Consider the following 21049-nt stretch of genomic DNA (forward strand, 5'->3'; position numbering starts at 1 on the left):
TCATGGCATCCGGTTGTACCGCACCACCGCCTCGCTGCGGTCCACCATGATGATGGCATAGGGGCTGGTCAGCACCTGGGCCGTGATCAGGCCGTCAGGCGGTGTCAGTTCGCGATATTCCACGACCAGTCGGTCGCGCTGCCCATCGCGGCGCTCGGGGCGCAGGCGCAGGATGTCCACCGAATAGCCCGTGGTCGTGCGGGTCCCCAGGAACACGCCCAGCGCCATCTGGTCCGGCGGCAGGCGGCCCGGCGGTGCCCGGCCGGCCAGATCCCACAGCGCCACCCATTCAGCATCGGTGCGGGCCACCAGGAAGGATTGCGACTGGGCGCGGGCATTCTCCGCCCGCCACATGGCACGGGTGGCCAGCGGTGGCGGCGCGTCGCCGGCCATGCCGGAAACGGTCCCCGCCGTCTCCCCCGCCAGCCAAGCCCCCGCACCGCCGCCACAGGCAGACAGCACCAGGGGGGCCATCAGTGCCAGGGCGATCGCCCCAACCGTCCCGCCGACCCGCTTTACCATGGGATCACGCCGCCGCCGGCAAGGCCGTTTCCACCAGCCGCGCCCAATAACTGGTGCCCAGCGGCAGGATCTCGTCATTGAAATCATAGGCCGGGTTATGCAGCAGGCAGCCCAGCGCCGCCCCGCCCTGGCCCATCCAGACATAGCAGCCGGGCCGCTCCTGCAGCATGAAGGCGAAATCTTCCGCCCCCATGCTGGGGCCGACATTGTCATAGACCTTGTCCGCGCCCACCAGATCCTTGGCGACGCGGGATGCCAGGTTGGTGGGCGCACCCTCATGGTTGACCGTGGGCGGATATCCGCGGCGATAGGTCATGGTGGCGCTGGACCCGAAGGCGGTGGGCAGCGTCTCCACGATGCGGCGCAGGCCGCTTTCCAACTGGTCGCGCACCTCATGGCTCAGCGCGCGCACCGTGCCACGCATGATCACTTCCTGCGGGATGACATTATAGGCGCTGCCCGCATGGATCTGGGTGATGGAGATGACGCCGCTTTCGATGGGGCTGACATTGCGGCTGACGATGGTCTGGGTGGCCGTCACGATATGGGCGGCGATGACCACCGGGTCGATGGCATGGTGCGGCAGGGCCGCATGGCCGCCCTTGCCCGCCACCTTGATTTCGAACTGGTCAGCACCAGCCATGATCGGGCCGGCCTTCACCACCATTTCGCCCGGCGGCAAGTCTGGCCAGTTATGCATGCCAAACACCATGTCGCAGGGGAACCGGTCGAACAGCCCCTCCTCCACCATGCGGCGCCCCCCGCCGGCCCCTTCCTCGGCCGGCTGGAAGATGAAATTCACGGTACCGCTGAAATTGCGCGTCTCTGCCAGATAGCGGGCGGCCCCCAGCAGCATGGTCGTGTGCCCGTCATGGCCGCAGCCATGCATCTTGCCTGGCACCTTGCTGGCATGGGCGAACGTATTGCCCTCATCCATGTTCAGCGCGTCCATGTCGGCGCGCAGACCGATGGCCTTGCCCGTCGGCCCGTCCTTGCCATGCAGCACACCGACCAGGCCGGTGCCCGCGATGCCGCGATGCACCTCGATCCCGAAATCCCGCAGCTTCTCCGCCACGAAGTCGGAGGTCTGGAACTCCTCGAACGCGGTCTCCGGGTTCTCATGGATATGGTGCCGCCACGCGGTCATGTCGGCGTGGAAATCGGCAATTCGGTTGATAATGGGCATGGTCGCTGAAACTCCGGCAGGCGAGCGGTGTTGCCCTGACGAGGGTCATGGCCGTTCGCCCTGGTCACTGAGGGTCGAGAAACGACGTTACGGGTCATTTTATCGGCTAAGTCCTCGGCAGGGAACGGTGAAACGGAGGGAAAAGAGGAAAGATGAGGGTAAGGCGACAGATGTTACCTTGTATCCTGACGGCGGCGCTGGCCCTGTCGGGTACCGTTCAGGCCGCCGCCCAGGCCGGCAGCAATGAAACCGGCTGGTATGCACGCATCGGGGCGATGGCCCTGGGCATGCCGGAATATGAAGGCGGGGACAGCTACAAGCTGCGCGCCATGCCCGTGGTGAAGGTCACCTACGACGGTCAGTTCTTCCTGTCCCACCATGGGTTGGGCATCAACCTGACGCCGCGCAGCGAGGTGCTGGAGGTGAACTTCGCCATCGGCTATGACGGCGGCCGGTCCTCCGGCAAGGCGGCGGCGCTGACCGGATACCGGTCCATCAGCGATACGGCCGTTGGCCGCCTGATGGTGGATTACCGCATCGGGGCGGTGCGGTTGCACGCCGACATCGCCACCGACCTGCTGGGTGACGGGCATGGCGGCACCCAGGCGACGGTCGGCATCCACGTCACCTCCAGCCCCTATGACGAGGCCACACTGGTCGTCGGCCCCAGCCTCACCTGGGGCAGCAGCGGCTATATGCACAGCTTCTTCTCCACCACGCCGGACCGGCTGAACGACGCGGCCCGCACGGGTCAGGTGGTTCCCGTCTCAAGCCCCGGATTCGACGCCGGCGCGGGACTGAAGAATGCCCGCCTGTCGGCGATCCTGATCCACCCGCTGGGCGATCGCTGGTCCCTGATCGGCCATGCCGGTTATGCCCGCATGCTGGGCGACGCGGCTGACAGCCCCTTTGTGAAGGATCAGGGCAGCCGCGACCAGTTCAGCGGTGGCTTGGGTCTCTCCTACACGTTCTGAACCATGTGTGTTCCTTGAGCGCGGGCGATGCCGTTTCCGGGGCACCGGAAACGGCTTGGAACCATCACCCGTGCCGATTCGGCCAGCCCGAAAAGATGGTTAACAGAGTGCTGACAAATATTTTGATCGACGTTCATTTTGGTGATGTCCATCACATCTGGTCTCCAGGCACTTTGTCATGGTGCCGGCACGGGGAATGGCGGGGCAGTGGCCATTCACAGAAAAAAACCCCGTGTCCTTATCGGAGAGAGACCATGAGAACCCGTTTCACCGGGCGCTTGCGCATGGCTGTGGCCATGGGCGCCCTAATGTCGCTCGCCTGTGGCACCACCGCCTTGGCCCAGCCTGGCCAGAGCGAGGATGGATGGTATGTGCGCCTGGGTGCGCTGGGCCTCTTCACCCCCGAATATGAAGGGTCGGACCATTACCGGGTCCAGCCCGTTCCCGATATCGAGATCACCTATGACAACCGCTTCTTCCTGTCCCGCCAGGGGCTGGGCGCCAACCTGATTGCCACCGACAATCTGACCGTGGGGGCCGCAATCGCCTTCGATGGCGGGCGTAAATCCAGCAAGGACGAGGCGTTGAGCGGGTATCGCAATGTCGGAAACACGGCCATCGGCCGCGTCTTCGCCGAATATACCATCGACCGGCTGATGCTGTCGGCGGATGTCGCGACCGACCTGTTGGGCGATGGGCACAAGGGGACGGAGGCAACGCTGTCCGCCACCTGGATGTTCAACCCTACGGGACGGACCATGGTGATGGTCGGTCCGTCATTGACCTGGGCCAGTGACGATTACACGCACTCTTATTTCAGCACGACCACCGACCGGCTGCGTCCGGCCGGCCCCCTGGAACTGGTGGCCCCGCCCGGTTCCCGCACCGGCTACAAGGCCGAAGCCGGGTTCAAGAATGCCGGGCTGACGGCCATCGTGATCCACCCACTGGACGACAATTGGTCGATCATGGGCATCGCCGGATATTCCCGCCTGCTGGGCGATGCCGCCGACAGTCCCTTCGTGAAGGATAATGGCAGCCGCGATCAGCTGATGGGCGGGCTGGGGCTGGCCTACACGTTCTGAACGGGCAGGCTGGCGGGTCACAGGGCCCGCCAGCCTTACGCCGCAACCTGTTCCATGGGCAGAACGACGGTGACGCGCAGCCCGCCTTCGGGCCGATTCGCCAGACGGATCTCACCGCCATGCGCCCGGATCACGTCATTGGCGACCGACAGGCCCAGGCCCGTTCCACCCGTATCGCGGGAACGGGATGCCTCCAGCCGGAAGAAGGGCCGGAACACATTCTCGAACTCCATTTCCGGAATGCCGGGACCTTCATCATCAATGGTGATGGTGACATTCTCCCCGGTCACGGCCACGGCCACCTGGGCCGTCTGGCCATATTTGACGGCATTTTCCATCAGATTGCCCAGCGCCCGGCGCAGCGCCATGCGGCGGCCGGTGATGGGGATGGAAAACGGCGCCGGCGCCACGCCCACGGGCTTGCCCGCATCGCGCATATCCTCGCCCAGCCGGGCCAGCATGGCGTTCAGCTCCAGTGGCTCGATCGCTTCCTTCGCCGCCTCGTCACGGGCAAAGGCCAGGGTGGAGCCAATCATCGCCTCCATCTCCGACAGATCCTCCAGCATCTTGTCGCGCACAACATCATCATCGATGAACTCGGCGCGCAGGCGCAGACGGGTCAAGGGCGTGCGCAGATCGTGGCTGACAGCCGCCAGCATGCGGGTCCGGTCCTCCACAAAGGCGCGCAGGCGGCGCTGCATCTTGTTGAAGGCGGCTGCGGCCAGCCGCACCTCGCGTGGCCCCGCCTCATCCAGCGACGGCGCATTCATGTCGATGCCCAGCCGGTTGGCAGCGGCCGCGAACCGGCGGAGCGGCCGGGTCGTGAAACCCAGCACCCAGGCGGACAGCAGGATGGCGACCGCCGCCGACCCGCCCAGCGAGGCGATGAAGCCCGGCTCCCGCAGCGCGTCCGTTGCCGTCACAGGCGCATGGAACCGCATCCAGGTCCCGTCCTTCAGCTGGCGCGACACTTCGATGACATTGGGTTCCGGCGGTGGCGGCACGGGCAGGCCGAACGGCGGGATGGACACGGCCGGCGACATTTCCGGCTGGCCGGGCGCCTTGGGCTTCTTCTCATGCACGTCCAGCAAGACGGTGTGTCCGCTGCTGGTGCGCACCGTCAGTTCGCGTTCCTTCAGCCCGCGCAGCACCGACAGGCGCACTTCCGTGGGCTGATCCTCGATCACCTGGGCGAATCCGGCCAGGCAATTGGCCAGCTGCCCGCCTTCGGCATCCGCCACGGCCTCGGCCCGGTCAGAGCGGTACAGGCCGAGCGCGATGGCCTGTGACAGAAGAATGCCACCGACCAGCACCGCGAAGATCGAATAGGACATGCGGTCGGTGAGCGCCCTCATGGTGCCTGCACCTCCGGGGAGAAGATGTAGCCGCCGGACCGCACCGTCTTGATGATGGTGGGTTCCGCCGGGTCGATCTCAATCTTGCGGCGCAGGCGGCTGATCTGCACATCGATGGACCGGTCGAAGGGACCGGCCGACCGGCCGCGCGTGATCTCCAGCAGATCGTCACGGGACAGCACGCGGCGCGGGCGGGTGGCCAGCGCCACCAGCAATTCATATTCCCCGGCCGTCAGTGTCACCTCTTCCCCCTTGGCGTCGGTCAGACGGCGCTGCGCTTGATCCAGCACGAAACCGGAGAAATTGATGGCACCCGCCGTCACCTGGGCATTGCCCGTCGGCGTGGCCGCCCGGCGCAGCACGGCCTTGATCCGGGCCACCAGTTCACGCGGGTTGAAGGGCTTGGGCAGGTAATCGTCGGCGCCGATCTCCAGGCCCAGGATGCGATCGGCATCCTCCCCCATGGCCGACAGCATGACCACGGGTGGACCGCCTTCGGCCCGCACCGCGCGGCACAGCGACAACCCATCCTCGCCCGGCATCATCAGATCCAGGACGATCAGGTCGATATTGCGGTCGGCGAGATAGCGACGCATCTCCTGCCCGTCCTTGGCCGCCGTCACACGGTAGCCATGGCGCGTCAGGTAGCGCGTCAGCAGATCGCGGATTTCACGGTCGTCATCGACGACCAGGAGGTGTGTGCTGCTCTCGGTCATGTCGCAATCATAAACGAAGCGCCGACGGGCTGCCGACGGCCATGTTGTTACCACAATGTAACGTCTTGGGCCCTTGGAAACAGAGTGTTTCACAACGCCCCTTTTCCGGTCATCCACCGGTAAAGCGGCAATGATCAGATGGGTCTGTCGCCGGAGAAACACCGGCACCCAGAACCAGAGATGAGAAGAGGAAGCACCAATGCGCACCCTGATCGCCCTCGCCTTCGCCGCCGCTCTCGGCGTCACCGCCGCCCATGCCAGCGACAGCGCCCAGGTCGCGGCCAAGGAGCCCGCCGCCGTCGCCCGCACTGAACCCGTCACCACCGGGGAAGCCCGCGACATCGCCAAGACCTGGATGAAGGATAACAATTACCGCTTCGGCCGCGTCGGCGACATCCGCTCCAAGAATGGCTTGCTGCTGGTGGAGTTGAAGTCGGCCGATGGCATCCGCTTCGCCACCTTGAAGATCGACCCGGCCACCGGCCAGATCGTCAGCTAACGGCAGCATCCCCAATCATCACCGGCAAGCCCCGTCGCCGGTGATGGTGGAGCGGCCTCCCCGGTGTCCGGCCGCTCCAGGGTTGGCCGGCGGGCCTTGGGCGACCCCATCATGCCCTGCCCGTCGGCTTACCACCCTCTCCCTTTCCCGAAATCCACGGAACGAAGCAGGGGCGCCGTTCCGACCCGAGGTCCGGAATGACGCCCGGTTGATCGCCCGAGGTATCCGCGCATGAAACTCAGCCAAGCCCCCCTGCTCTCCCTGTTCGACGGCACCGACGGCACGCCCCTGCAGCAGCGTCTGTTCGACCGCCTGCGCGGCGCCATCATCAACGGTGCCATCCGCCCCGGGGAAAGGCTGCCCTCCACCCGCACGCTGGCCGTCGATCTGGGCGTGTCGCGCAACACGGTGGTGGCAGCGGTCGACCGGCTGACCGCGGAGGGATATCTGGAAGCGCGGATCGGTTCCGGGACCTTCGTCTGCCGCACCTTGCCCGACGATGCCATGGCGCCTGCCGTGCGCCTGGCGCCCAGCGCCGCCCTCCGCGCGACACCTGCACCCAAGCCTGCCGTGCCCGTGCCAGCCGCCGGTGCGGAATTGCTGCCGTTCGAGCCTTGTGTGCCAGCCTATGACCAGTTCGACATCGATACCTGGCGCCGGGTGCTGGCCAAACGCTGGCGCGATGCCGGCGGGCTGCTGCTGGGTCATGACACGGCCGGCGGCTGGATGGCGTTGCGGCGCGTCCTGGCAGGCCATCTCCAGACCAGCCGGGGCATCGCATGCGACCCTGAACAGATCCTGATCCTGCCCGATCGCCGCTCCGGCCTGGAATTCGTGTCCACCTTGCTGCTGACCGCGGGCGACACGGTATGGCTGGAGGAACCGGGCTGCCCCGTGCAAGCCCTGACCCTGGGCCAGCGCGGCTATAACATCGCCCATGTGCCCGTCGATGCCGACGGCATCGATCCGGACCGCGGCGCCCGCCTGGCGCCCGATGCGCGGCTGGCGGTGGTGACGCCGGGCTGGCAGTTCCCGCAGGGCGGCACCATGCCGCTGCGCCGCCGCATGGCGGTGCTGGCCTGGGCACGGCGCAGCGGCGCCTGGCTCTTGGAGGATGACCGCGACGGCGGCTATCGCTATACGGGCCGCCCCCTGCCCGCCCTGCAGGGCCTGGACGAGAATGAACGGGTGCTGCATCTGGGCGCACTCGACAATACGCTGGTGCCGGCCCTGCGCCTGGCCTGGCTGGTCGTTCCCTCCTCCCTGGTCGCGGCTGCACAAAGCCTGCGCGCCCGCATGGACCTGCATGTGCCCCTGCCCGAACAGATGGCGGTGCATGACTTTCTGGTGGAGGGCCATTATGCCAGCCACATGCGCCGAACCCGCCGCCTTTATGCAGAACGTCAGCAAGCGCTGTTATTCGCGGCGGAGCGGCACTGGACGGGGGCCATCTGCGTGGATGCCGCCAGTTCCGGCCTGCATCTTGTGGGCCACCTGTCAGCGACCCTGGGCGTAGATGATACCACCCTGTCGGCCCTGGCGGCCCAGGCCCGCATCGCCCTGCCCGCGCTGTCTGCCTATCGCCGGGGGCCGGGCGTCACCGGTGATCCGGGGACCGTCATCCTCGGCTATGCCGCCTTCACGCCTGAACGGCTGTCCCGCGCCGCCGAGCGGCTGGCCATGGTTCTGGACAAGGCCCGCAGCACGCCAGCCCGGCGGGTCATGGCGGCACGACGGCTGGTACCGGCGGAGTGATCCGCTAGACCACCTCTCCCACCGCGCCACCGACAATACGGGCCAAGGTATCCGGCGCGATGGGGAACACCGTGTTGGGCGTGCCCGCCGCCGCCCAGACGGTGGTGAAGTTCAGCAGGTCGCGGTCGAACAGGGTGATGGGCGGCACCGCATGCCCCAGCGGCGGCACCCCGCCGATGGGATAGCCCGTCTTCTGCCGCACATAATCGGCATCGGCCTTGGCCAGCTTCTCCCCGCCCAGCGCCCCGGCCAGATGGCGGATCACCGTCGCCTCGTTCACCCGGTTGCTGCCCGACGCCACCACCAGCACCGGCCGGCTTGTATCGCGCGTCCGGAACATGATGGATTTGGCGATCTGCGCCACGTCACAGCCGATGGCAGCCGCCGCCTCCGCCGAAGTACGGGTGGAAGCGGCGAATTCCAGCACATGGATGGGATGGCCCAGATCGTTCAGCAGGTTCTGGATTTTCTGCGCACTCGGGCTCAACGGTCCAGCCATCCCAACGATACCCCTTTCCCTTAACCCGCCAGTTCGCGGGAACGGGCGGTGGCCGCCGCGATGGCGCGGGTCATCAATTCATGCAGGCCGCCGGGCCCATCGGCCATCAGCACATTCAGCGCCGCCTCCGTCGTGCCCTTGGGGCTGGTGACGTTGCGGCGCAGTTGTTCGGCAGACTCGTGACTCTGGCGCAGCAGTTCGCCCGAGCCCATCACCGTGGCGCGGGCCAGCTGCATCGACAGGTCGGGCGGCAGGCCGGCGGCGATGCCAGCACGGGCCATCGCCTCCACCAGCAGGAAGACGTAAGCCGGACCGCTGCCCGACAGGGCCGTCACGGCGTCCAACAGCGTTTCGTCCGCCACCCAGGCCACCTCGCCCACGGCACCCAGCAGGGTGCGGGCCAGGGCCTTCTGGGCGTCGCTGGTGTGGGCATTGGGCACCGCGGCGCTGATGCCGCGGCCCACGGCGGCTGGCGTGTTGGGCATGGCCCGCACGATGGCCGCATCGGCGCCCAGATGCTTTTCGAAATAGGATATCGGCTTGCCCGCCGCGATGGACAGGAACAGGGCCGCCCCGGCATAGCGGGCATAGAAGGGCAGGGCCTGATCCATCATCTGCGGCTTCACGGCCAGGATGACGGCATCGGGGGTGAAGTCGGCGGGGATTTCCGCCGCTTCCTTGACGACCAGCACGTCGGCGGGCAGACCCCTGGGTGCACCGAACGGCTCCACCACCACCACCGACCCGGCAGCACCGGCGGCCTTCCAGCCGGCCAGCATGGCACCGCCCATCTTTCCGCACCCGACCAGCAACAAACTCGCACTCATCCGGTGTTCCCCCTGTTGTCCGGCGGGGGCGTCGGGGTCGTCCCCGGCGCAATTGCAGCCCCGTCCGGTTGTCAGGCCTCGCCCACCGTATCCAGAATGGCGGCGGAAACGGCCTCGCTGGCCGTCTTGCCGCCCCAGATCACGAACTGGAAGGCCGGGTAGAAACGCTCGCATTCCGCCAGCGCAATGTCCATCAGGTCTTCAAGCTGTTCGGCACTGGCCCCGCGCGCACCGCGCAGCAGGGTGGTCTGGCGGAACATCGGCGTGTGCTGGTCGTGGCAGACGTCGAAATGGCCCAGCCACATCTTGGGATTGATCTCCGCCAGCAGCTCCGACACAGCCGACTTGCGCCCGCCCGGCACCTTCATATCGAACTGGCAGGAGAACTGCATCGCGGACACTTCCGACTGCCACATGAAGAACAGCCGGTATTCGCACCAGCGGCCACCGATCTCCACCACCATCTCCTCTTCGGAGACGCGGTCGAAGGCCCATTCATTGGCGACGACCATCTCTTCCAGCATGTCCAGCGGATTGTGGGTCGACGCTTGGGTCTCGATATTCAACGCGGTCATGCCGTCCCCCTAACTCCCAGAAACCGGCCACGGCACCCGTCCCCAGGGTCTCGCAGCAGGCCACAAATCAGGGTACCCAGATATTGTGGCCCTATCGGCTATGGAACCACCAGCAATACGGTGCCAGCGCCATTTCGCAGGCGCAACCGGATTCCGGTTCCTTGCCATTTCGTGAAAAAAATCTTGAATGGATGCGGACCGCCACCGACGGAGGGCTCAGCCCTGCGACTCGTTGGAAAGCTTGGCCTCCAGGGCCGCCAGCTTCTCCTCCAGCGCCTCCTGGCGGGACCGTGCCTCAGCCGCGACGGCCTTCACCGCCTCGAACTCTTCCCGGCTGACCAGGTCCATCTGGGCCAGGATACGCTCGAACTGCTGGCGAATCTGGCCTTCGACCTCACCACGGATGCCGGAGATGGCCCCCATGGCGCCGCTGGCGACACGGGCCAGATCATCGAACAGCTTGTTTTCCACCTGCATGGCGGGTCCCCTTCCAAAAAAGCGCCGCATTATGGGGATCGGGCATGGACCTGTCCATGGCGTTGGGCGGGTATCTGGTCACCAGAAAACCGCTCCCGCCGCCGCGCCTTGCCGTCCGTGTCCCCGACCCTCTATATAGGCGTCACCCTCCCCGCCGGCGAGGGCGCATGACGGGATATCGCATGATCTTCGCCATCCCCTTCCCCGATCTGGACCCCGTAGCCCTGGCGCTTGGCCCCATCTCCATCAAATGGTATGGGCTGGCCTATGCGGTCGGCATCGCGTTTGCGCTCTGGTATTGCAGCCGGCTGGCCCGCAGCAGCGGTCTGCGCCCGACAGTGGACGACCTGGGCGATTTCGTGGTCTGGGCGGCGGGTGGCATCCTGATCGGCGGGCGGCTGTTCTCCATCCTGTTCTACGACCTTGGCCGCTATCTGGATGACCCGCTGGAAGTGTTCCGCGTCTGGCATGGGGGCATGTCCTTCCATGGCGGGCTGACCGGCGTGATCGTGGCCATCATCATCTTCTCGCTGCGCCGGGGCTTCTCGCCCTTCGCGCTAGGCGATCTGGTGGCGTGCGCCGCACCGGTGGGCCTGCTGCTGGGGCGGCTGGCCAATTTCGTGAACGCCGAATTGTGGGGCCGGCCCAGCGACGTGCCCTGGGCCATGATCTTCCCCACCGATCCCGACCAGATCCCCCGCCATCCCAGCCAGCTCTATCAGGCGGGACTGGAAGGCGTGCTGCTGTTCATCGCCATCTTCCTGCTGGCCCGCGCCCCCGCCATCCGGGCGCGCACGGGCACCCTGTCGGGCATCTTCCTGATCGGCTATGCCCTGGCCCGCCTGATCGGTGAATTCTTCCGCCAGCCCGATGCGCAGTTGGGCTTCCTGACCTTCGGCACCACCATGGGGCAGTTGCTGTCCATGCCCATGCTGATCGCGGGCGTGTTCATCGTGCTGCGCGCACCCTGGGGAAAGCCGGTGCCGGCCCCGGCCGAACCGCCGAAATGACCGGCGCGCTGCATGATCTGCTGGTCCGGCGCATCGCCATGACCGGGCCGATTTCCGTTGCCGCCTTCATGGCCGACGCGCTGGGCCATCCCCAGCATGGCTATTACATCACCCGCGACCCACTGGGGGCGAAGGGTGACTTCACCACGGCGCCCGAGATTTCCCAGATGTTCGGGGAGATGGTGGGGGTGTGGCTGGCCGATTGCTGGATCAACCAGGGGTACCCCGAGCGCGTGCAACTGGTGGAACTGGGGCCGGGGCGCGGCACGCTGATGGCCGACGCGCTGCGGGCCACCGCACGGGTGCCGGGCTTCCATGCGGCCATCCGCCTGCATCTGGTGGAAACCAGTCCGGCGCTGCGCGAATGCCAGGCCGCCGCCTTGTCGGCCTTCAGCCCCCTCTGGCATGACAGCCTGAGCGATGTGCCCGACGGGCCGATGCTGCTGGTCGCCAACGAATTTTTTGACGCCCTGCCCATCCGCCAGTTCATCCGCACACCCGCCGGCTGGGCGGAGCGCAAGGTCGGGCTGAACAGCCAGGGCCAGTTGGCCTTCACCTTCGACCCCACCCCCGGCGGTGCCCTGCTGTCCCCGCTGCACCGCGATCCCGGCATCCCACCGGGGGCGGTGGCCGAGACCTGCCCCGCCGGCATCGCCGTGGCGGGAGAGATCGGGCGGCGGCTGTCCGCACAGGCGGGCGCAGCCCTGATCATCGATTACGGCTATGACGGCCCGGCCATCGGCGACACACTGCAAGCGCTGCGCGCCCACAAGCCCGTATCCGTGCTGGATGATCCCGGCACGGCCGACCTGACCGCGCATGTGGATTTCACCGCCCTGGCCCTGGCCGCCAGGCAGGCGGGTGCCGCCCCCTACCCCAGCGTCGAACAGGGCGCCCTGTTGACCGCATTGGGCATCGGCGCGCGGGCGGCATCGCTGTCCGCCCGCGCGACACCAGCCCAGCAGGCGGACATCCAGACGGCCTTGACCCGGCTGACCGGTGCTTCCAGCATGGGCCGCCTGTTCCGCGCCATCGCCATCACCCATCCGGCGGCCCCCGTGCCCGCCGGCTTCGCCCCGCTGACAGGAGGCTGACCTTGATCACGCTCGACCATCTGACAGCCATTCCCGGCCTGCGCCATGGCTTCTTCACCCGCACCGACGGCGTGTCCACGGGCATCCTGGCGGCGATGAATTGTGGCTATGGGTCCAACGACGATCCCGCCAATGTCACCGCCAACCGCGCCCGCGCCATGGGGCTGCTGGGCGTGCCGGCAGAGGCATTGACCACCGTCTATCAGGTCCACAGCCCCGATGTGGTGACGGTGACGGAGCCCTTCCCGCACACCAGCGCCCCCAAGGCCGATGCCCTGGTCACCGACCGGCCCGGCATCGCGCTGGGCATCCTGACGGCCGATTGCGTGCCGGTCCTGTTCGTGGACCCCGTGGCACGTGTCATCGGGGCCGCCCATGCCGGCTGGAAAGGGGCGGTGACGGGGGTGCTGGAGGCGACGGTGGCGGCGATGCTGACCCTGGGCGCCGACCGCCCCCGCATCCTGGCCGGCATCGGCCCCCATATCGGCCAGGACAGTTACGAGGTCGGGCCGGAGTTCCGCGAACGGTTCGTTTCCATCGACGCGGGCCATGAATTGCTGTTCCGCCCGTCGCAACGGGCCGGTCACTGGATGTTCGACATCGGTCTCTATGTCCTGCGGCGCCTGCGCGATGCCGGGCTGGGACAGGTGGAAACCACCGGCCTGGACACGTTGGCGCGCGAGGATCTGTTCTTCAGCTACCGGCGCGCGTGTTTGCGCCAGGAACCGGATTACGGGCGGGGCCTGTCGGCGATCTGCCTGATGTGATCACACCGGCTCGTCCAGCCGTTCCCCCGGCTTCAGCCACCAGGACGCCTCGGCCAGCTTGCCTTCGAACAGTTCCAGCATGGGCCGCTTGATCTTGTCGATCAGGGGCCAGTCATGGGTGGCGACGATGACGGTGGTGCCCTGCTTGTTCAGCTCGATGAACAGCCGCATGATCTTCATCGACATGTCGCGGTCGATATTGCCCGTGGGCTCGTCCGCGACGATCAGCGACGGGCTGGTGATGACGGCGCGGGCAATGGCGATCAGCTGCTTCTGACCACCCGACAGGGTGGCCGGCAAAGCGGTCATCTTGTCCGACAGGCCCACCCATTCCATCAGCTCGGTAACGGCTTCCTTGATGTGCTTTTCCCCATGCCCGGCGATGCGCAGCGGCAGGGCGACATTGTCATAGGCGCTCATATGATCCAGCAGGCGGAAATCCTGAAAGACCACGCCGATGCGCCGGCGCAACTCATGCAGCCGGTCGCGCGGCACCTTGGATAATGGCTCCCCGAACAGGGTGACCAAGCCGCGGGACGGCCGTTCGGAAAGGTACAGCAGCTTCAGCAGGCTGGACTTGCCCGCCCCGGTGGGGCCGGTCAGGAACTGGAAGGAACCGGGTGCGAGTTCGAAACTGAGGTCACGCAACACCTCCGGCCCGTTGCCGTAGCGCAGCCCGACATTTTCGAAACGGACCAAACCCCGGCCCTCCTTCAAACAGCGGCCCCGCTCCCGTTGCGGGAACGGGGCCTGACATCATCTCCGGCGCTTCTTCTTATGCCGACCATGCGGGTGCCTGGGGGGCTCCGGCCGTGGCGGTGGCGAAGGTTCTGGCGCCGGGTCCGGCTCCTTTCAGGAACAGCCGGCGCCGACAGCCTCCACGCCACCATCATGGTGGGCGCCGTCGCGCACGGGCACCAGCCCCACCTTCTCGAACGAGGACAGGGTCTCCTCAGCCCAGCTGCGCAGATCGGTCAGGCCGCCATGGCCGGTCCAGACATCGATACCGAAGCGCTTCTCCAGATCGACTTCCGTCATCTTCAGCGCCTCGCGGACGGAGATCAGCTCGCGTTCCAGCAAGGTCCAGATGTCGCTCTCGCAGCGCTTCATGGTGACGATATGCACGCCCATGCCCTGATAGGCCTTGAGGCGCTTGAAGTTGGGATCGTTCTCATACGCCCCGAAGCCACCCGACACCTCGTTCAGCACGACATAGCGGCGGCCGATCGGCATCCACTCGTTCTTGTCGAAGCTGTACTGGATCAGGCCTCTCGCATCCTCGATGGCCTGGCTTTCGGCCTTGGTGGTCACCACCAGGTCGATGGGGGGCGAGTTGCGGCGGCGCAGCAGGGAACCGGCGTTGCGCGCCTCGGCCCAGGCGAACAGCTCGGCCGCGACATTGGCACCGACATCGATGATATAGCCGCCTTCCAGCACGGTGCGGCCGAATTCGTCCCAGTACTTGATGGCCAGGTTCGGGTCGGTGGAGCTTTTGACCTTGGTCAGGTCCTCACCGATGCCCAGTTCCTTCACATTGCGGAACAGGCGGCCGAACTTGGACCGCTGGTTCAGGCTGTCGCTGTCCGCGGCCGCCAGCTTGACCGGCACGCCCTTCTGCTCGTGCTGCAGCACCAGCATCTGGGCCGTCAGGGTCTTGCCCTGTCCACCCGTCTTCGCCATCGAGATGAAGGTCCGCGTCATGCCAGTTGTCTCCTGCGCCCAGCCTTGAAAATCCGGTTGCGACGGCGATGGCGGGGACGGCTCCGCCCGCTGCCGTTCGCAGCGGCGGAATCGTTACCCGTTTTCCCGTCCGCCTTCAATGCCGCCGGGCGGACAGGCGGTGATTTTAGATGAATTCCATCATTGGTCGCGGCTGACCGCCTGCGGCCTTTGCGTGTAGAGTGTGTCTATCAATAAATCTTTGATGGTTCATTGGTCATCATACCTGTAAGATTTCCGCCAACCTGCCGTCAGTAAGGGGGAGAGGCCCGTGATCATTCCCGTTCAACGCCTGCATCTGTCCTGGGGGCAATCCCTGGCCCGACTGCGGTTGTTCCTGGCGCTGATCTGCCTGGGCGGCGCCCTTGCCGGCTGTACGGCGCAACTGGCGCCCGCCTATGATCCGTCGATTGCCAATGGTGTCGCCAGCCTGAATCAGCAGGCCATGCTGCTCTATGCCCAGGTGGCGGGCGGCGTCACGGCCGCCACGTTTCCGCAGCGCCAGGCCACCTATACGCAGCTGATCGGGCAGACCAACGCGCTGGCCAATCTGGCCGTCGCACGGCCGGACCCCACGACCCTGCCGAAATTCCTGGAATCGAAGGTCAAGGACTGGTCCAAGCTGCAGACCCTGGCGGCCCCCACGGGCGACATCCTGACCAAGATCGCCGCCCAGTTCACCACCATGCAGCAGGCCGACCAGTCCGGCGGCATCAGCACGCTGGAGGCGCAGGCTTTCCAGGGACAATTCAGCATCGATATCCAACAGGCGCTGACCTATGAGAACGCACTGGCCCGCGGCGTGCCGCAGCCGGCCCCGCCGCAGCAATAAGGCAGGAGTGAACGATGACCATCACGCCCATCAACGTCCCCGCCCTGATCGACGAGATCAAAAGCACCGCTTCGGCCATCCTGGGCCAGAATATCGAGAATGCGCAGGGCTTCTCCCAGGACCAGCTGGCGGCCATGGCCCAGCAGGCTGAAACCATCGCCGGCGGCATCGCCACCGGGCAGATCCGCCCGTCGCTGCAGCAGTTCTTCCTGGATCAGTTGAAGGAGAGTGCGCAGAATTTCGTGCGCGTGCTGGTCGGCCTGGCCCTGGTCACCGCGGAGCAATTATGGAATTCGGTGGTGAACAGCCTGTGGGGGGCCTTGTCCGCCGCCACCGGCCTGCATTTCACCGCCCCGGCCTGGACCGAGTCGGGGCTGAGCACCACCTGAGGCCCGCAGACGACAAGTCTCACTTCTCCTGCAACCGCGGCATCAACTCGACCAGGTTGCAGGGGCGGTGGCGATTGTCCAACTGGTATTTCAGGATCAGGTCCCAGCCGTCGCGGCAGGCGCTGGGGCTGCCCGGCAGGGCGAACAGGTAGGTGCCCTTGGCCAGGCCGCCCGTGGCGCGGGACTGCAGCGCCGAGGTGCCGATCTTCTGATAGGAGAGCATGCGGAACATCTCCCCGAAGCCGGCGATGGTCTTCTCAAACAGGCTCTCGAACGCTTCCGGGGTGACGTCGCGGCCGGTCAGGCCGGTGCCGCCGGTGGAGATCACGACATCCACGGCCGGATCATCGATCCACACGCGCAGTTGGTCGACAATGGCGCGCACATCGTCGCGGACGATGGCGCGACCGGCCAGGGTGTGACCATCGCTCTTCAACCGCTCCACCAGCGTGTCACCCGACTTGTCATCCGACAGGTCGCGCGTGTCCGACACGGTCAGCACGGCGATATTCACCGGCAGAAAGCGGCGGGAATCGTCAATGCGGGACATGTTCTCAACTCCTCAAGTATCTTTACGGCCAATCGAGCAGGGTGCCTTCCAGCACCTCCAGGCCCGACAAATCATTCAGCAGCGTCGCCGGCTGCACCCACCAGCCGGGGCGGATTCCGGCGATCATTTCGGCGGCGGCCACGGCATGGTCGAAATCCACATAGAGCCCAAAACAGGTGGCCCCGCTGCCCGACATGCGCGACAGCAGGCAACCCGTGGTCGAATCCAATGCTGCCAGCACCTGGGGGATGACGGGGCTCAGCCGTTCCGCCGCCTTGGCCAGATCGTTACGCCGCCCATCCTTCAACAAGCTCGCCAATTCGCGTACATCCTGGATGGATGTGGTCAGTCGGGCCGGGCTTGAGAAGGGGCCCTGCCGCGCCTCGAACACGGCCGGGGTCGGCATGGACACGCCGGGATTGACCAGCACGACCCAGCAATCCTCCGGCAGGTCGGGGGCTGGCGACAGGTCCGTGCCCGTGCCGCCGAAATAGGCAGTGCGGGAGCCGACGCAGACCGGCACGTCCGCGCCCAGCCTGGCGGCCAGCTCCACCACCGCCGCATGGTCCAGGGGCACGTCCCACAGGGCGCACAGCGCGCGCAGCGCCGCCGCCGCATCCGCCGACCCGCCGCCAATGCCTGACGCCAGCGGCAGGTTCTTGGTCAGTTTCACGGTGACCTCCGGCTTGCGGCCCAGCGCGTCCGCCAGCCGCTTCACCGCCTTGGTCACCAGGTTGCTCTCCGTATCCTCCAGAAGAAGCGGGAGCGAGTTGGGACCATGCAGCTGCAGGCTGAAATAAGGCGTGCTTTCGACCTCCACCAGATCATGGGCGCTGGCAAACGCCACCAGACTGTCCAGCAGATGGTACCCATCCTCGCGACGGCCCAGCACATGCAAATAGAGGTTCAGCTTGGCGGCGGCATAGGCGCGTATGATGGTCATGGGGCGGCGTCCGAAAGGTGGCGGCCGTGGCATTCTGGCAGAGGCCGCGCACTGAAACCACCCCGTTACAATTTTCCGTCCGGCACGTTTCAGCCACCGATTTATAACGTTCCCACCAACGGCCGGCGCGGGTAACGCGAACACGGCCCCCGAACGGACAGGGACAGCATGAACAAGCACCATCATCGCGTGATTTCCACCCGCCGCCTGCTGGGCGCATCGGCCATCGCGCTGGCCGCCGCCCTTTCCCCGCTGGCCACCGCCGGCGCGCAGCAGCCGACGCCGACAGCATCCGCCCCGGCCAAGGTCGACCCGCGCTTCGTCTGGGACCTGACGCCGATCTTCAAGGATGACGCCGCCTGGGATGCGGCGCGCAAGCAGGCCCTGGCCGACCTGCCGGCCCTGGAAGCGATGAAGGGTACTCTGGGCAAGGACGCCGCCACCCTGCGCGCCAGCCTGGACCGCATGTCGGAAGTCGGGCATGTGGTGGAGAAGGTGCTGGTCTATGCCTATCTGCAATATTCGACCGACACCCGCAACGACACGTTCCAGGAACGCCAGAGCCTGAGCCAGGCCCTGTCCAGCCAGGCGCAATCCGCCGTGGCCTGGCTGTCACCGGAAATCCAGGCGCTGGGTGCGGACAAGGTGGGCACCTTCATCAAGGCCGATCCCGGCCTGGCCAAGCATGCCTTCCGCCTGAACGACATATTGCGCCTGAAGGCACATACCCTGACGGCTGAAACCGAAGCGGCACTGGCCGCCTATGGCCCCGTGCTGGGATCAGCCAGCAACACCTATTCCGCCCTGGCCAATGCCGATATCGACTGGCCGGAAATCACCCTGCCCGACGGCACCAAGCGCAAGCTGAACCAGGCCGGATACTCCGCCCTGCGTCAGCACGCCGACCGTGCGGTGCGCAAGCAGGTTTTCGACATTTTCTGGGGCAAGTTCGGCCAGTATGCCACCACCATGGGCAATACGTTGGGGGCCGCCGTGCAGGCCGGTACCATCGATGCCAAGCTGCGCGGATATCCCACCGCCGTGGCGGCCTCGCTGGCCAATAACGATATCCCGGAAAGCGTCTACCGCACCCTGGTGGCGGAGGCGAACAAGGGCCTGCCGACCCTGCACCGCTATTTCAAGCTGCGGCAGAAGATGCTGAAGCTGCCCGATCTCTATTATTACGACATCTATCCGTCGGTCATCGAGCTGGACCGGAAGTTCACGCTGGATGAGTCCCGCACCATCACGCTGGCCGCGATGAAGCCGCTGGGCAAGGCCTATACCGACAAGCTGGCGGAGTTGACGTCAAAGCGGACCATGCATGTCTACCCTTCCGACGGCAAGGATAGCGGTGCCTATCATTGGGGCACCTATGGCGTGGACCCGTATGTCTTCCTGAACCATCAGGACGACTATAACTCCATGTCCACCTATGCCCATGAATGGGGCCATGGCATGCATTCGGCCTTGGCCCAGGCCACCCAGCCCTATGAACTGGCCAATTATTCGCTGTTCATGGCGGAGATCGCGTCGACGGCGAACGAGATGCTGTTGACCGACCATCTGGTCGCCAACGCCAAAACCAAGCAGGAGAAGCTGTTCTATCTGGGCCAGTCGCTGGAAGGGCTGCGCGGCACTTTCTTCCGCCAGACCATGTTCGCCGAATTCGAACTGGCCACCCATGACGCGGTGGAACGGGGCGAAGCCCTGTCGGGTGCGAAGATGAAGGACATCTATTGCGGCCTGCTGAAGAAGTATCATGGCGACGCCGAGGGCGTGCTGAAGATCGATGAGAAATATTGCGCGGAATGGGCCTTCATCCCGCATTTCTATCGCCCCTTCTATGTGTACCAGTATGCCACCTCCATCTCTGCCGGCACCTATTTCGCCGAGCAGATTTCAAAGGGCGGCGCCAAGGCGCGGGACAATTACCTGAACGTGCTGAAGGCCGGCGGGTCGGAATACCCGTACCCGCTGCTGAAGAAGGCGGGCCTGGACATGGCCACCCCCGCCCCCTATCAGGCCCTGGTGCGCCGCATGGACGCCACCATGGATCAGATGGAGAAGCTGCTGGCACAGTGATCCGCCGGCTTTTCCCCGGCATGAAAAATGAAGAAGGGGCGTACGGGTCATCCCCCGTCCGCCCCTTCTTTCTTTGCAAACGCCGCCGCTTACACAGCCACCTTGTGCCGCCAGCCCATCGGGTCCGGCGCCTCGGCGCGCTGGATGGCGGTCAGGCGGGTGCGCAGGGTGCGGGTGATCTCCCCGTCGCTGCCGCCGCCGATATTGAAGCTGCCACCCTTGTGCCGCACGGTGCCGATGGCCGACACCACGGCCGCCGTGCCGCAGGCGAACACTTCGCGCAGGCGGCCCGACGCGGCATCCACCTGCCACTGCTCGAACGAGTACGGTGCCTCGTTCACGGTCAGCCCATCGGCGCGGGCCAGCTTGATGATGCTGTCGCGGGTGATGCCGGGCAGGATGGTGCCGGTCAGGGCCGGGGTCAGCAGCGTGCCGTCATCGAAGACGAAGAACACGTTCATCCCGCCCAGTTCCTCCACCCACTTCTTTTCCGCCGCGTCCAGGAACACCACCTGGTCGCAACCATTGCGGATGGCCTCAGCCTGGGCCACCAGGCTGGCAGCATAGTTGCCGCCGCACTTGGCGGCACCGGTGCCACCGGCCGCCGCGCGGGTATAATCCTGCGACGCCCAGACCGACACCGGCTTGGACCCGCCCTTGAAATAGGCGCCCACCGGGCAGGCGATGACGCAGAAAATATAGCTGGCGGCCGGCTTCACGCCCAGGAACGTCTCGTCGGCGAACAGGAAGGGCCGCAGATAGAGGCTGGCCCCCTCCCCGCCCGGAATCCAGTCGACATCGGCACGGACCAGCGTTTCCACCGCGTCCAGGAAAATCTCCTCCGGCAGTTCCGGCATGGCCATGCGCTCGGCCGAACGCTGGAAGCGGCGGGCATTCTCCAGCGGCCGGAACAGCAGTACCTCACCGTCGCTGGTGCGATAGGCCTTCATGCCTTCAAAGATTTCCTGGGCGTAATGCAGGACGGCGGCGGCCGGGTCCAGGGTGAATGCCTCCCGCGCACGCAGCTGCCCGTCGTGCCAGCCCTTCTCCGCCGACCACCGTACCGTGACCATATGGTCGGTGAAAATCTTCCCGAAGCCGGGATCGGCAATCAGCCCGGCCCGGACATCGGCGGGCGTGGGCTTGGCGTGGGGGATGTGACGGATGTCGATCTTGGCACTCATTTGCCC

Annotated in this window: 24 protein-coding genes; 10 read left to right on the forward strand and 14 right to left on the reverse strand. The window is 66.1% G+C overall.

Annotated features, from left to right (window positions below):
* Both AC1Q7F_RS10700 and AC1Q7F_RS10705 read right to left on the reverse strand, forming a co-directional pair.
* Nucleotides 1–522 carry a protease complex subunit PrcB family protein gene (locus tag AC1Q7F_RS10700; RefSeq protein WP_492506536.1) on the reverse strand — a complete coding sequence of 174 codons (522 nt, stop codon included), beginning with the start codon at nucleotides 520–522 and terminating at the stop codon, nucleotides 1–3.
* A 4-nt stretch (nucleotides 523–526) separates the two neighbouring features.
* Nucleotides 527–1708 (reverse strand): M20 aminoacylase family protein, encoded by a 1182-nt coding sequence (locus tag AC1Q7F_RS10705; RefSeq protein WP_492506538.1) that lies wholly within the window; start codon nucleotides 1706–1708, stop codon nucleotides 527–529.
* 170 nt (nucleotides 1709–1878) lie between these two features.
* Here AC1Q7F_RS10705 and AC1Q7F_RS10710 point away from each other — a divergent pair, with 170 nt between their 5' ends.
* Nucleotides 1879–2682, forward strand: a complete 804-nt coding sequence (locus tag AC1Q7F_RS10710; RefSeq protein WP_492506540.1) for a MipA/OmpV family protein — start codon at nucleotides 1879–1881, stop codon at nucleotides 2680–2682.
* On the opposite strand, the gene AC1Q7F_RS10715 is transcribed toward AC1Q7F_RS10710, so the two are convergent.
* Nucleotides 2670–2834 carry a hypothetical protein gene (locus AC1Q7F_RS10715; protein WP_492506542.1) on the reverse strand — a complete coding sequence of 55 codons (165 nt, stop codon included), beginning with the start codon at nucleotides 2832–2834 and terminating at the stop codon, nucleotides 2670–2672. The genes AC1Q7F_RS10710 and AC1Q7F_RS10715 overlap by 13 nt on opposite strands.
* 102 nt (nucleotides 2835–2936) lie before the next feature.
* Between AC1Q7F_RS10715 and AC1Q7F_RS10720 the strand changes: the two genes are divergently transcribed.
* Complete coding sequence (locus AC1Q7F_RS10720; RefSeq protein ID WP_492506544.1) at nucleotides 2937–3767, forward strand: MipA/OmpV family protein; 831 nt, start codon at nucleotides 2937–2939, stop codon at nucleotides 3765–3767.
* 35 nt (nucleotides 3768–3802) lie between these two features.
* Here the strand turns inward: AC1Q7F_RS10720 and AC1Q7F_RS10725 are convergent, their stop codons facing one another.
* Together AC1Q7F_RS10725 and AC1Q7F_RS10730 are read right to left on the reverse strand one after the other, a co-directional pair.
* On the reverse strand, nucleotides 3803–5122 hold the full coding sequence (locus tag AC1Q7F_RS10725; RefSeq protein WP_492506546.1) for an ATP-binding protein: 1320 nt from the start codon (nucleotides 5120–5122) through the stop codon (nucleotides 3803–3805).
* On the reverse strand, nucleotides 5119–5838 hold the full coding sequence (locus tag AC1Q7F_RS10730) for a response regulator (protein ID WP_492506548.1): 720 nt from the start codon (nucleotides 5836–5838) through the stop codon (nucleotides 5119–5121). Before AC1Q7F_RS10730 ends, AC1Q7F_RS10725 begins: the two co-directional genes overlap by 4 nt.
* 199 nt (nucleotides 5839–6037) lie before the next feature.
* Here AC1Q7F_RS10730 and AC1Q7F_RS10735 point away from each other — a divergent pair, with 199 nt between their 5' ends.
* Both AC1Q7F_RS10735 and pdxR read left to right on the forward strand, forming a co-directional pair.
* On the forward strand, nucleotides 6038–6337 hold the full coding sequence (locus AC1Q7F_RS10735) for a hypothetical protein (RefSeq protein WP_492506550.1): 300 nt from the start codon (nucleotides 6038–6040) through the stop codon (nucleotides 6335–6337).
* Nucleotides 6338–6568: 231 nt separating this feature from the next.
* Entirely contained in the window at nucleotides 6569–8092 is a 1524-nt protein-coding gene (pdxR, locus tag AC1Q7F_RS10740; protein WP_492506552.1) for a MocR-like pyridoxine biosynthesis transcription factor PdxR, read from the forward strand.
* Nucleotides 8093–8096: 4 nt separating this feature from the next.
* Here pdxR and AC1Q7F_RS10745 read toward each other — a convergent pair whose 3' ends face one another.
* The 4 genes from AC1Q7F_RS10745 to AC1Q7F_RS10760 form a co-directional block, all read right to left on the reverse strand.
* Complete coding sequence (locus AC1Q7F_RS10745) at nucleotides 8097–8591, reverse strand: YbaK/EbsC family protein (RefSeq protein WP_492506554.1); 495 nt, start codon at nucleotides 8589–8591, stop codon at nucleotides 8097–8099.
* 20 nt (nucleotides 8592–8611) lie between these two features.
* Complete coding sequence (gene proC, locus AC1Q7F_RS10750; RefSeq protein WP_492506556.1) at nucleotides 8612–9418, reverse strand: pyrroline-5-carboxylate reductase; 807 nt, start codon at nucleotides 9416–9418, stop codon at nucleotides 8612–8614.
* A 71-nt stretch (nucleotides 9419–9489) separates the two neighbouring features.
* Entirely contained in the window at nucleotides 9490–9993 is a 504-nt protein-coding gene (locus tag AC1Q7F_RS10755; RefSeq protein WP_492506558.1) for a type III secretion system chaperone family protein, read from the reverse strand.
* A 216-nt stretch (nucleotides 9994–10209) separates the two neighbouring features.
* Nucleotides 10210–10470 (reverse strand): accessory factor UbiK family protein, encoded by a 261-nt coding sequence (locus AC1Q7F_RS10760; RefSeq protein WP_416574317.1) that lies wholly within the window; start codon nucleotides 10468–10470, stop codon nucleotides 10210–10212.
* Between the two features lie 182 nt (nucleotides 10471–10652).
* On the opposite strand from AC1Q7F_RS10760, the gene lgt reads away from it, so the two are divergent.
* The 3 genes from lgt to pgeF are packed head-to-tail and all read left to right on the forward strand — an operon-like array spanning nucleotide 10653 to nucleotide 13341.
* Nucleotides 10653–11480: a prolipoprotein diacylglyceryl transferase gene (gene lgt / locus AC1Q7F_RS10765; protein WP_492506561.1), complete on the forward strand. Its 828-nt coding sequence runs from the start codon at nucleotides 10653–10655 to the stop codon at nucleotides 11478–11480.
* Nucleotides 11477–12574, forward strand: coding sequence for a class I SAM-dependent methyltransferase (locus AC1Q7F_RS10770; protein ID WP_492506563.1), 1098 nt, complete (start codon nucleotides 11477–11479; stop codon nucleotides 12572–12574). Before lgt ends, AC1Q7F_RS10770 begins: the two co-directional genes overlap by 4 nt.
* 2 nt (nucleotides 12575–12576) lie before the next feature.
* Complete coding sequence (gene pgeF / locus AC1Q7F_RS10775) at nucleotides 12577–13341, forward strand: peptidoglycan editing factor PgeF (RefSeq protein WP_492506565.1); 765 nt, start codon at nucleotides 12577–12579, stop codon at nucleotides 13339–13341.
* Here the strand turns inward: pgeF and ftsE are convergent, their stop codons facing one another.
* Together ftsE and AC1Q7F_RS10785 are read right to left on the reverse strand one after the other, a co-directional pair.
* Nucleotides 13342–14040, reverse strand: coding sequence for a cell division ATP-binding protein FtsE (gene ftsE / locus AC1Q7F_RS10780; protein ID WP_492506567.1), 699 nt, complete (start codon nucleotides 14038–14040; stop codon nucleotides 13342–13344).
* Between the two features lie 153 nt (nucleotides 14041–14193).
* Nucleotides 14194–15042 carry a hypothetical protein gene (locus AC1Q7F_RS10785; RefSeq protein ID WP_492506569.1) on the reverse strand — a complete coding sequence of 283 codons (849 nt, stop codon included), beginning with the start codon at nucleotides 15040–15042 and terminating at the stop codon, nucleotides 14194–14196.
* 289 nt (nucleotides 15043–15331) lie between these two features.
* On the opposite strand from AC1Q7F_RS10785, the gene AC1Q7F_RS10790 reads away from it, so the two are divergent.
* Entirely contained in the window at nucleotides 15332–15892 is a 561-nt protein-coding gene (locus AC1Q7F_RS10790; protein ID WP_492506571.1) for a hypothetical protein, read from the forward strand.
* A 14-nt stretch (nucleotides 15893–15906) separates the two neighbouring features.
* Nucleotides 15907–16281 carry a hypothetical protein gene (locus tag AC1Q7F_RS10795; RefSeq protein WP_492506573.1) on the forward strand — a complete coding sequence of 125 codons (375 nt, stop codon included), beginning with the start codon at nucleotides 15907–15909 and terminating at the stop codon, nucleotides 16279–16281.
* Between the two features lie 19 nt (nucleotides 16282–16300).
* Here AC1Q7F_RS10795 and moaB read toward each other — a convergent pair whose 3' ends face one another.
* Both moaB and AC1Q7F_RS10805 read right to left on the reverse strand, forming a co-directional pair.
* Entirely contained in the window at nucleotides 16301–16831 is a 531-nt protein-coding gene (gene moaB / locus AC1Q7F_RS10800) for a molybdenum cofactor biosynthesis protein B (protein WP_492506575.1), read from the reverse strand.
* Nucleotides 16832–16853: 22 nt separating this feature from the next.
* Nucleotides 16854–17774, reverse strand: a complete 921-nt coding sequence (locus AC1Q7F_RS10805; RefSeq protein WP_492506577.1) for a 4-(cytidine 5'-diphospho)-2-C-methyl-D-erythritol kinase — start codon at nucleotides 17772–17774, stop codon at nucleotides 16854–16856.
* 168 nt (nucleotides 17775–17942) lie between these two features.
* On the opposite strand from AC1Q7F_RS10805, the gene pepF reads away from it, so the two are divergent.
* Entirely contained in the window at nucleotides 17943–19859 is a 1917-nt protein-coding gene (gene pepF, locus AC1Q7F_RS10810) for an oligoendopeptidase F (protein ID WP_492506579.1), read from the forward strand.
* 89 nt (nucleotides 19860–19948) lie between these two features.
* On the opposite strand, the gene AC1Q7F_RS10815 is transcribed toward pepF, so the two are convergent.
* A complete protein-coding gene (locus AC1Q7F_RS10815; protein WP_492506581.1) occupies nucleotides 19949–21043 on the reverse strand; it encodes a branched-chain amino acid aminotransferase in 1095 nt (364 codons plus the stop codon).
* Nucleotides 21044–21049 lie beyond the last annotated feature (6 nt).

This window comes from Niveispirillum sp. GW835-FHT14G11 (assembly GCF_058793615.1).

Coding starts and splice junctions, on each gene's coding strand:
- AC1Q7F_RS10700 (WP_492506536.1), bottom strand. CDS start 522: ATGGTAAAGCGGGTCGGCGGGACGGTTGGGGCGATCGCCCTGGCACTG.
- AC1Q7F_RS10705 (WP_492506538.1), bottom strand. CDS start 1,708: ATGCCCATTATCAACCGAATTGCCGATTTCCACGCCGACATGACCGCG.
- AC1Q7F_RS10710 (WP_492506540.1), top strand. CDS start 1,879: ATGTTACCTTGTATCCTGACGGCGGCGCTGGCCCTGTCGGGTACCGTT.
- AC1Q7F_RS10715 (WP_492506542.1), bottom strand. CDS start 2,834: ATGGACATCACCAAAATGAACGTCGATCAAAATATTTGTCAGCACTCT.
- AC1Q7F_RS10720 (WP_492506544.1), top strand. CDS start 2,937: ATGAGAACCCGTTTCACCGGGCGCTTGCGCATGGCTGTGGCCATGGGC.
- AC1Q7F_RS10725 (WP_492506546.1), bottom strand. CDS start 5,122: ATGAGGGCGCTCACCGACCGCATGTCCTATTCGATCTTCGCGGTGCTG.
- AC1Q7F_RS10730 (WP_492506548.1), bottom strand. CDS start 5,838: ATGACCGAGAGCAGCACACACCTCCTGGTCGTCGATGACGACCGTGAA.
- AC1Q7F_RS10735 (WP_492506550.1), top strand. CDS start 6,038: ATGCGCACCCTGATCGCCCTCGCCTTCGCCGCCGCTCTCGGCGTCACC.
- pdxR (WP_492506552.1), top strand. CDS start 6,569: ATGAAACTCAGCCAAGCCCCCCTGCTCTCCCTGTTCGACGGCACCGAC.
- AC1Q7F_RS10745 (WP_492506554.1), bottom strand. CDS start 8,591: ATGGCTGGACCGTTGAGCCCGAGTGCGCAGAAAATCCAGAACCTGCTG.
- proC (WP_492506556.1), bottom strand. CDS start 9,418: ATGAGTGCGAGTTTGTTGCTGGTCGGGTGCGGAAAGATGGGCGGTGCC.
- AC1Q7F_RS10755 (WP_492506558.1), bottom strand. CDS start 9,993: ATGACCGCGTTGAATATCGAGACCCAAGCGTCGACCCACAATCCGCTG.
- AC1Q7F_RS10760 (WP_416574317.1), bottom strand. CDS start 10,470: ATGCAGGTGGAAAACAAGCTGTTCGATGATCTGGCCCGTGTCGCCAGC.
- lgt (WP_492506561.1), top strand. CDS start 10,653: ATGATCTTCGCCATCCCCTTCCCCGATCTGGACCCCGTAGCCCTGGCG.
- AC1Q7F_RS10770 (WP_492506563.1), top strand. CDS start 11,477: ATGACCGGCGCGCTGCATGATCTGCTGGTCCGGCGCATCGCCATGACC.
- AC1Q7F_RS10785 (WP_492506569.1), bottom strand. CDS start 15,042: ATGACGCGGACCTTCATCTCGATGGCGAAGACGGGTGGACAGGGCAAG.
- AC1Q7F_RS10795 (WP_492506573.1), top strand. CDS start 15,907: ATGACCATCACGCCCATCAACGTCCCCGCCCTGATCGACGAGATCAAA.
- moaB (WP_492506575.1), bottom strand. CDS start 16,831: ATGTCCCGCATTGACGATTCCCGCCGCTTTCTGCCGGTGAATATCGCC.
- AC1Q7F_RS10805 (WP_492506577.1), bottom strand. CDS start 17,774: ATGACCATCATACGCGCCTATGCCGCCGCCAAGCTGAACCTCTATTTG.
- pepF (WP_492506579.1), top strand. CDS start 17,943: ATGAACAAGCACCATCATCGCGTGATTTCCACCCGCCGCCTGCTGGGC.
- AC1Q7F_RS10815 (WP_492506581.1), bottom strand. CDS start 21,043: ATGAGTGCCAAGATCGACATCCGTCACATCCCCCACGCCAAGCCCACG.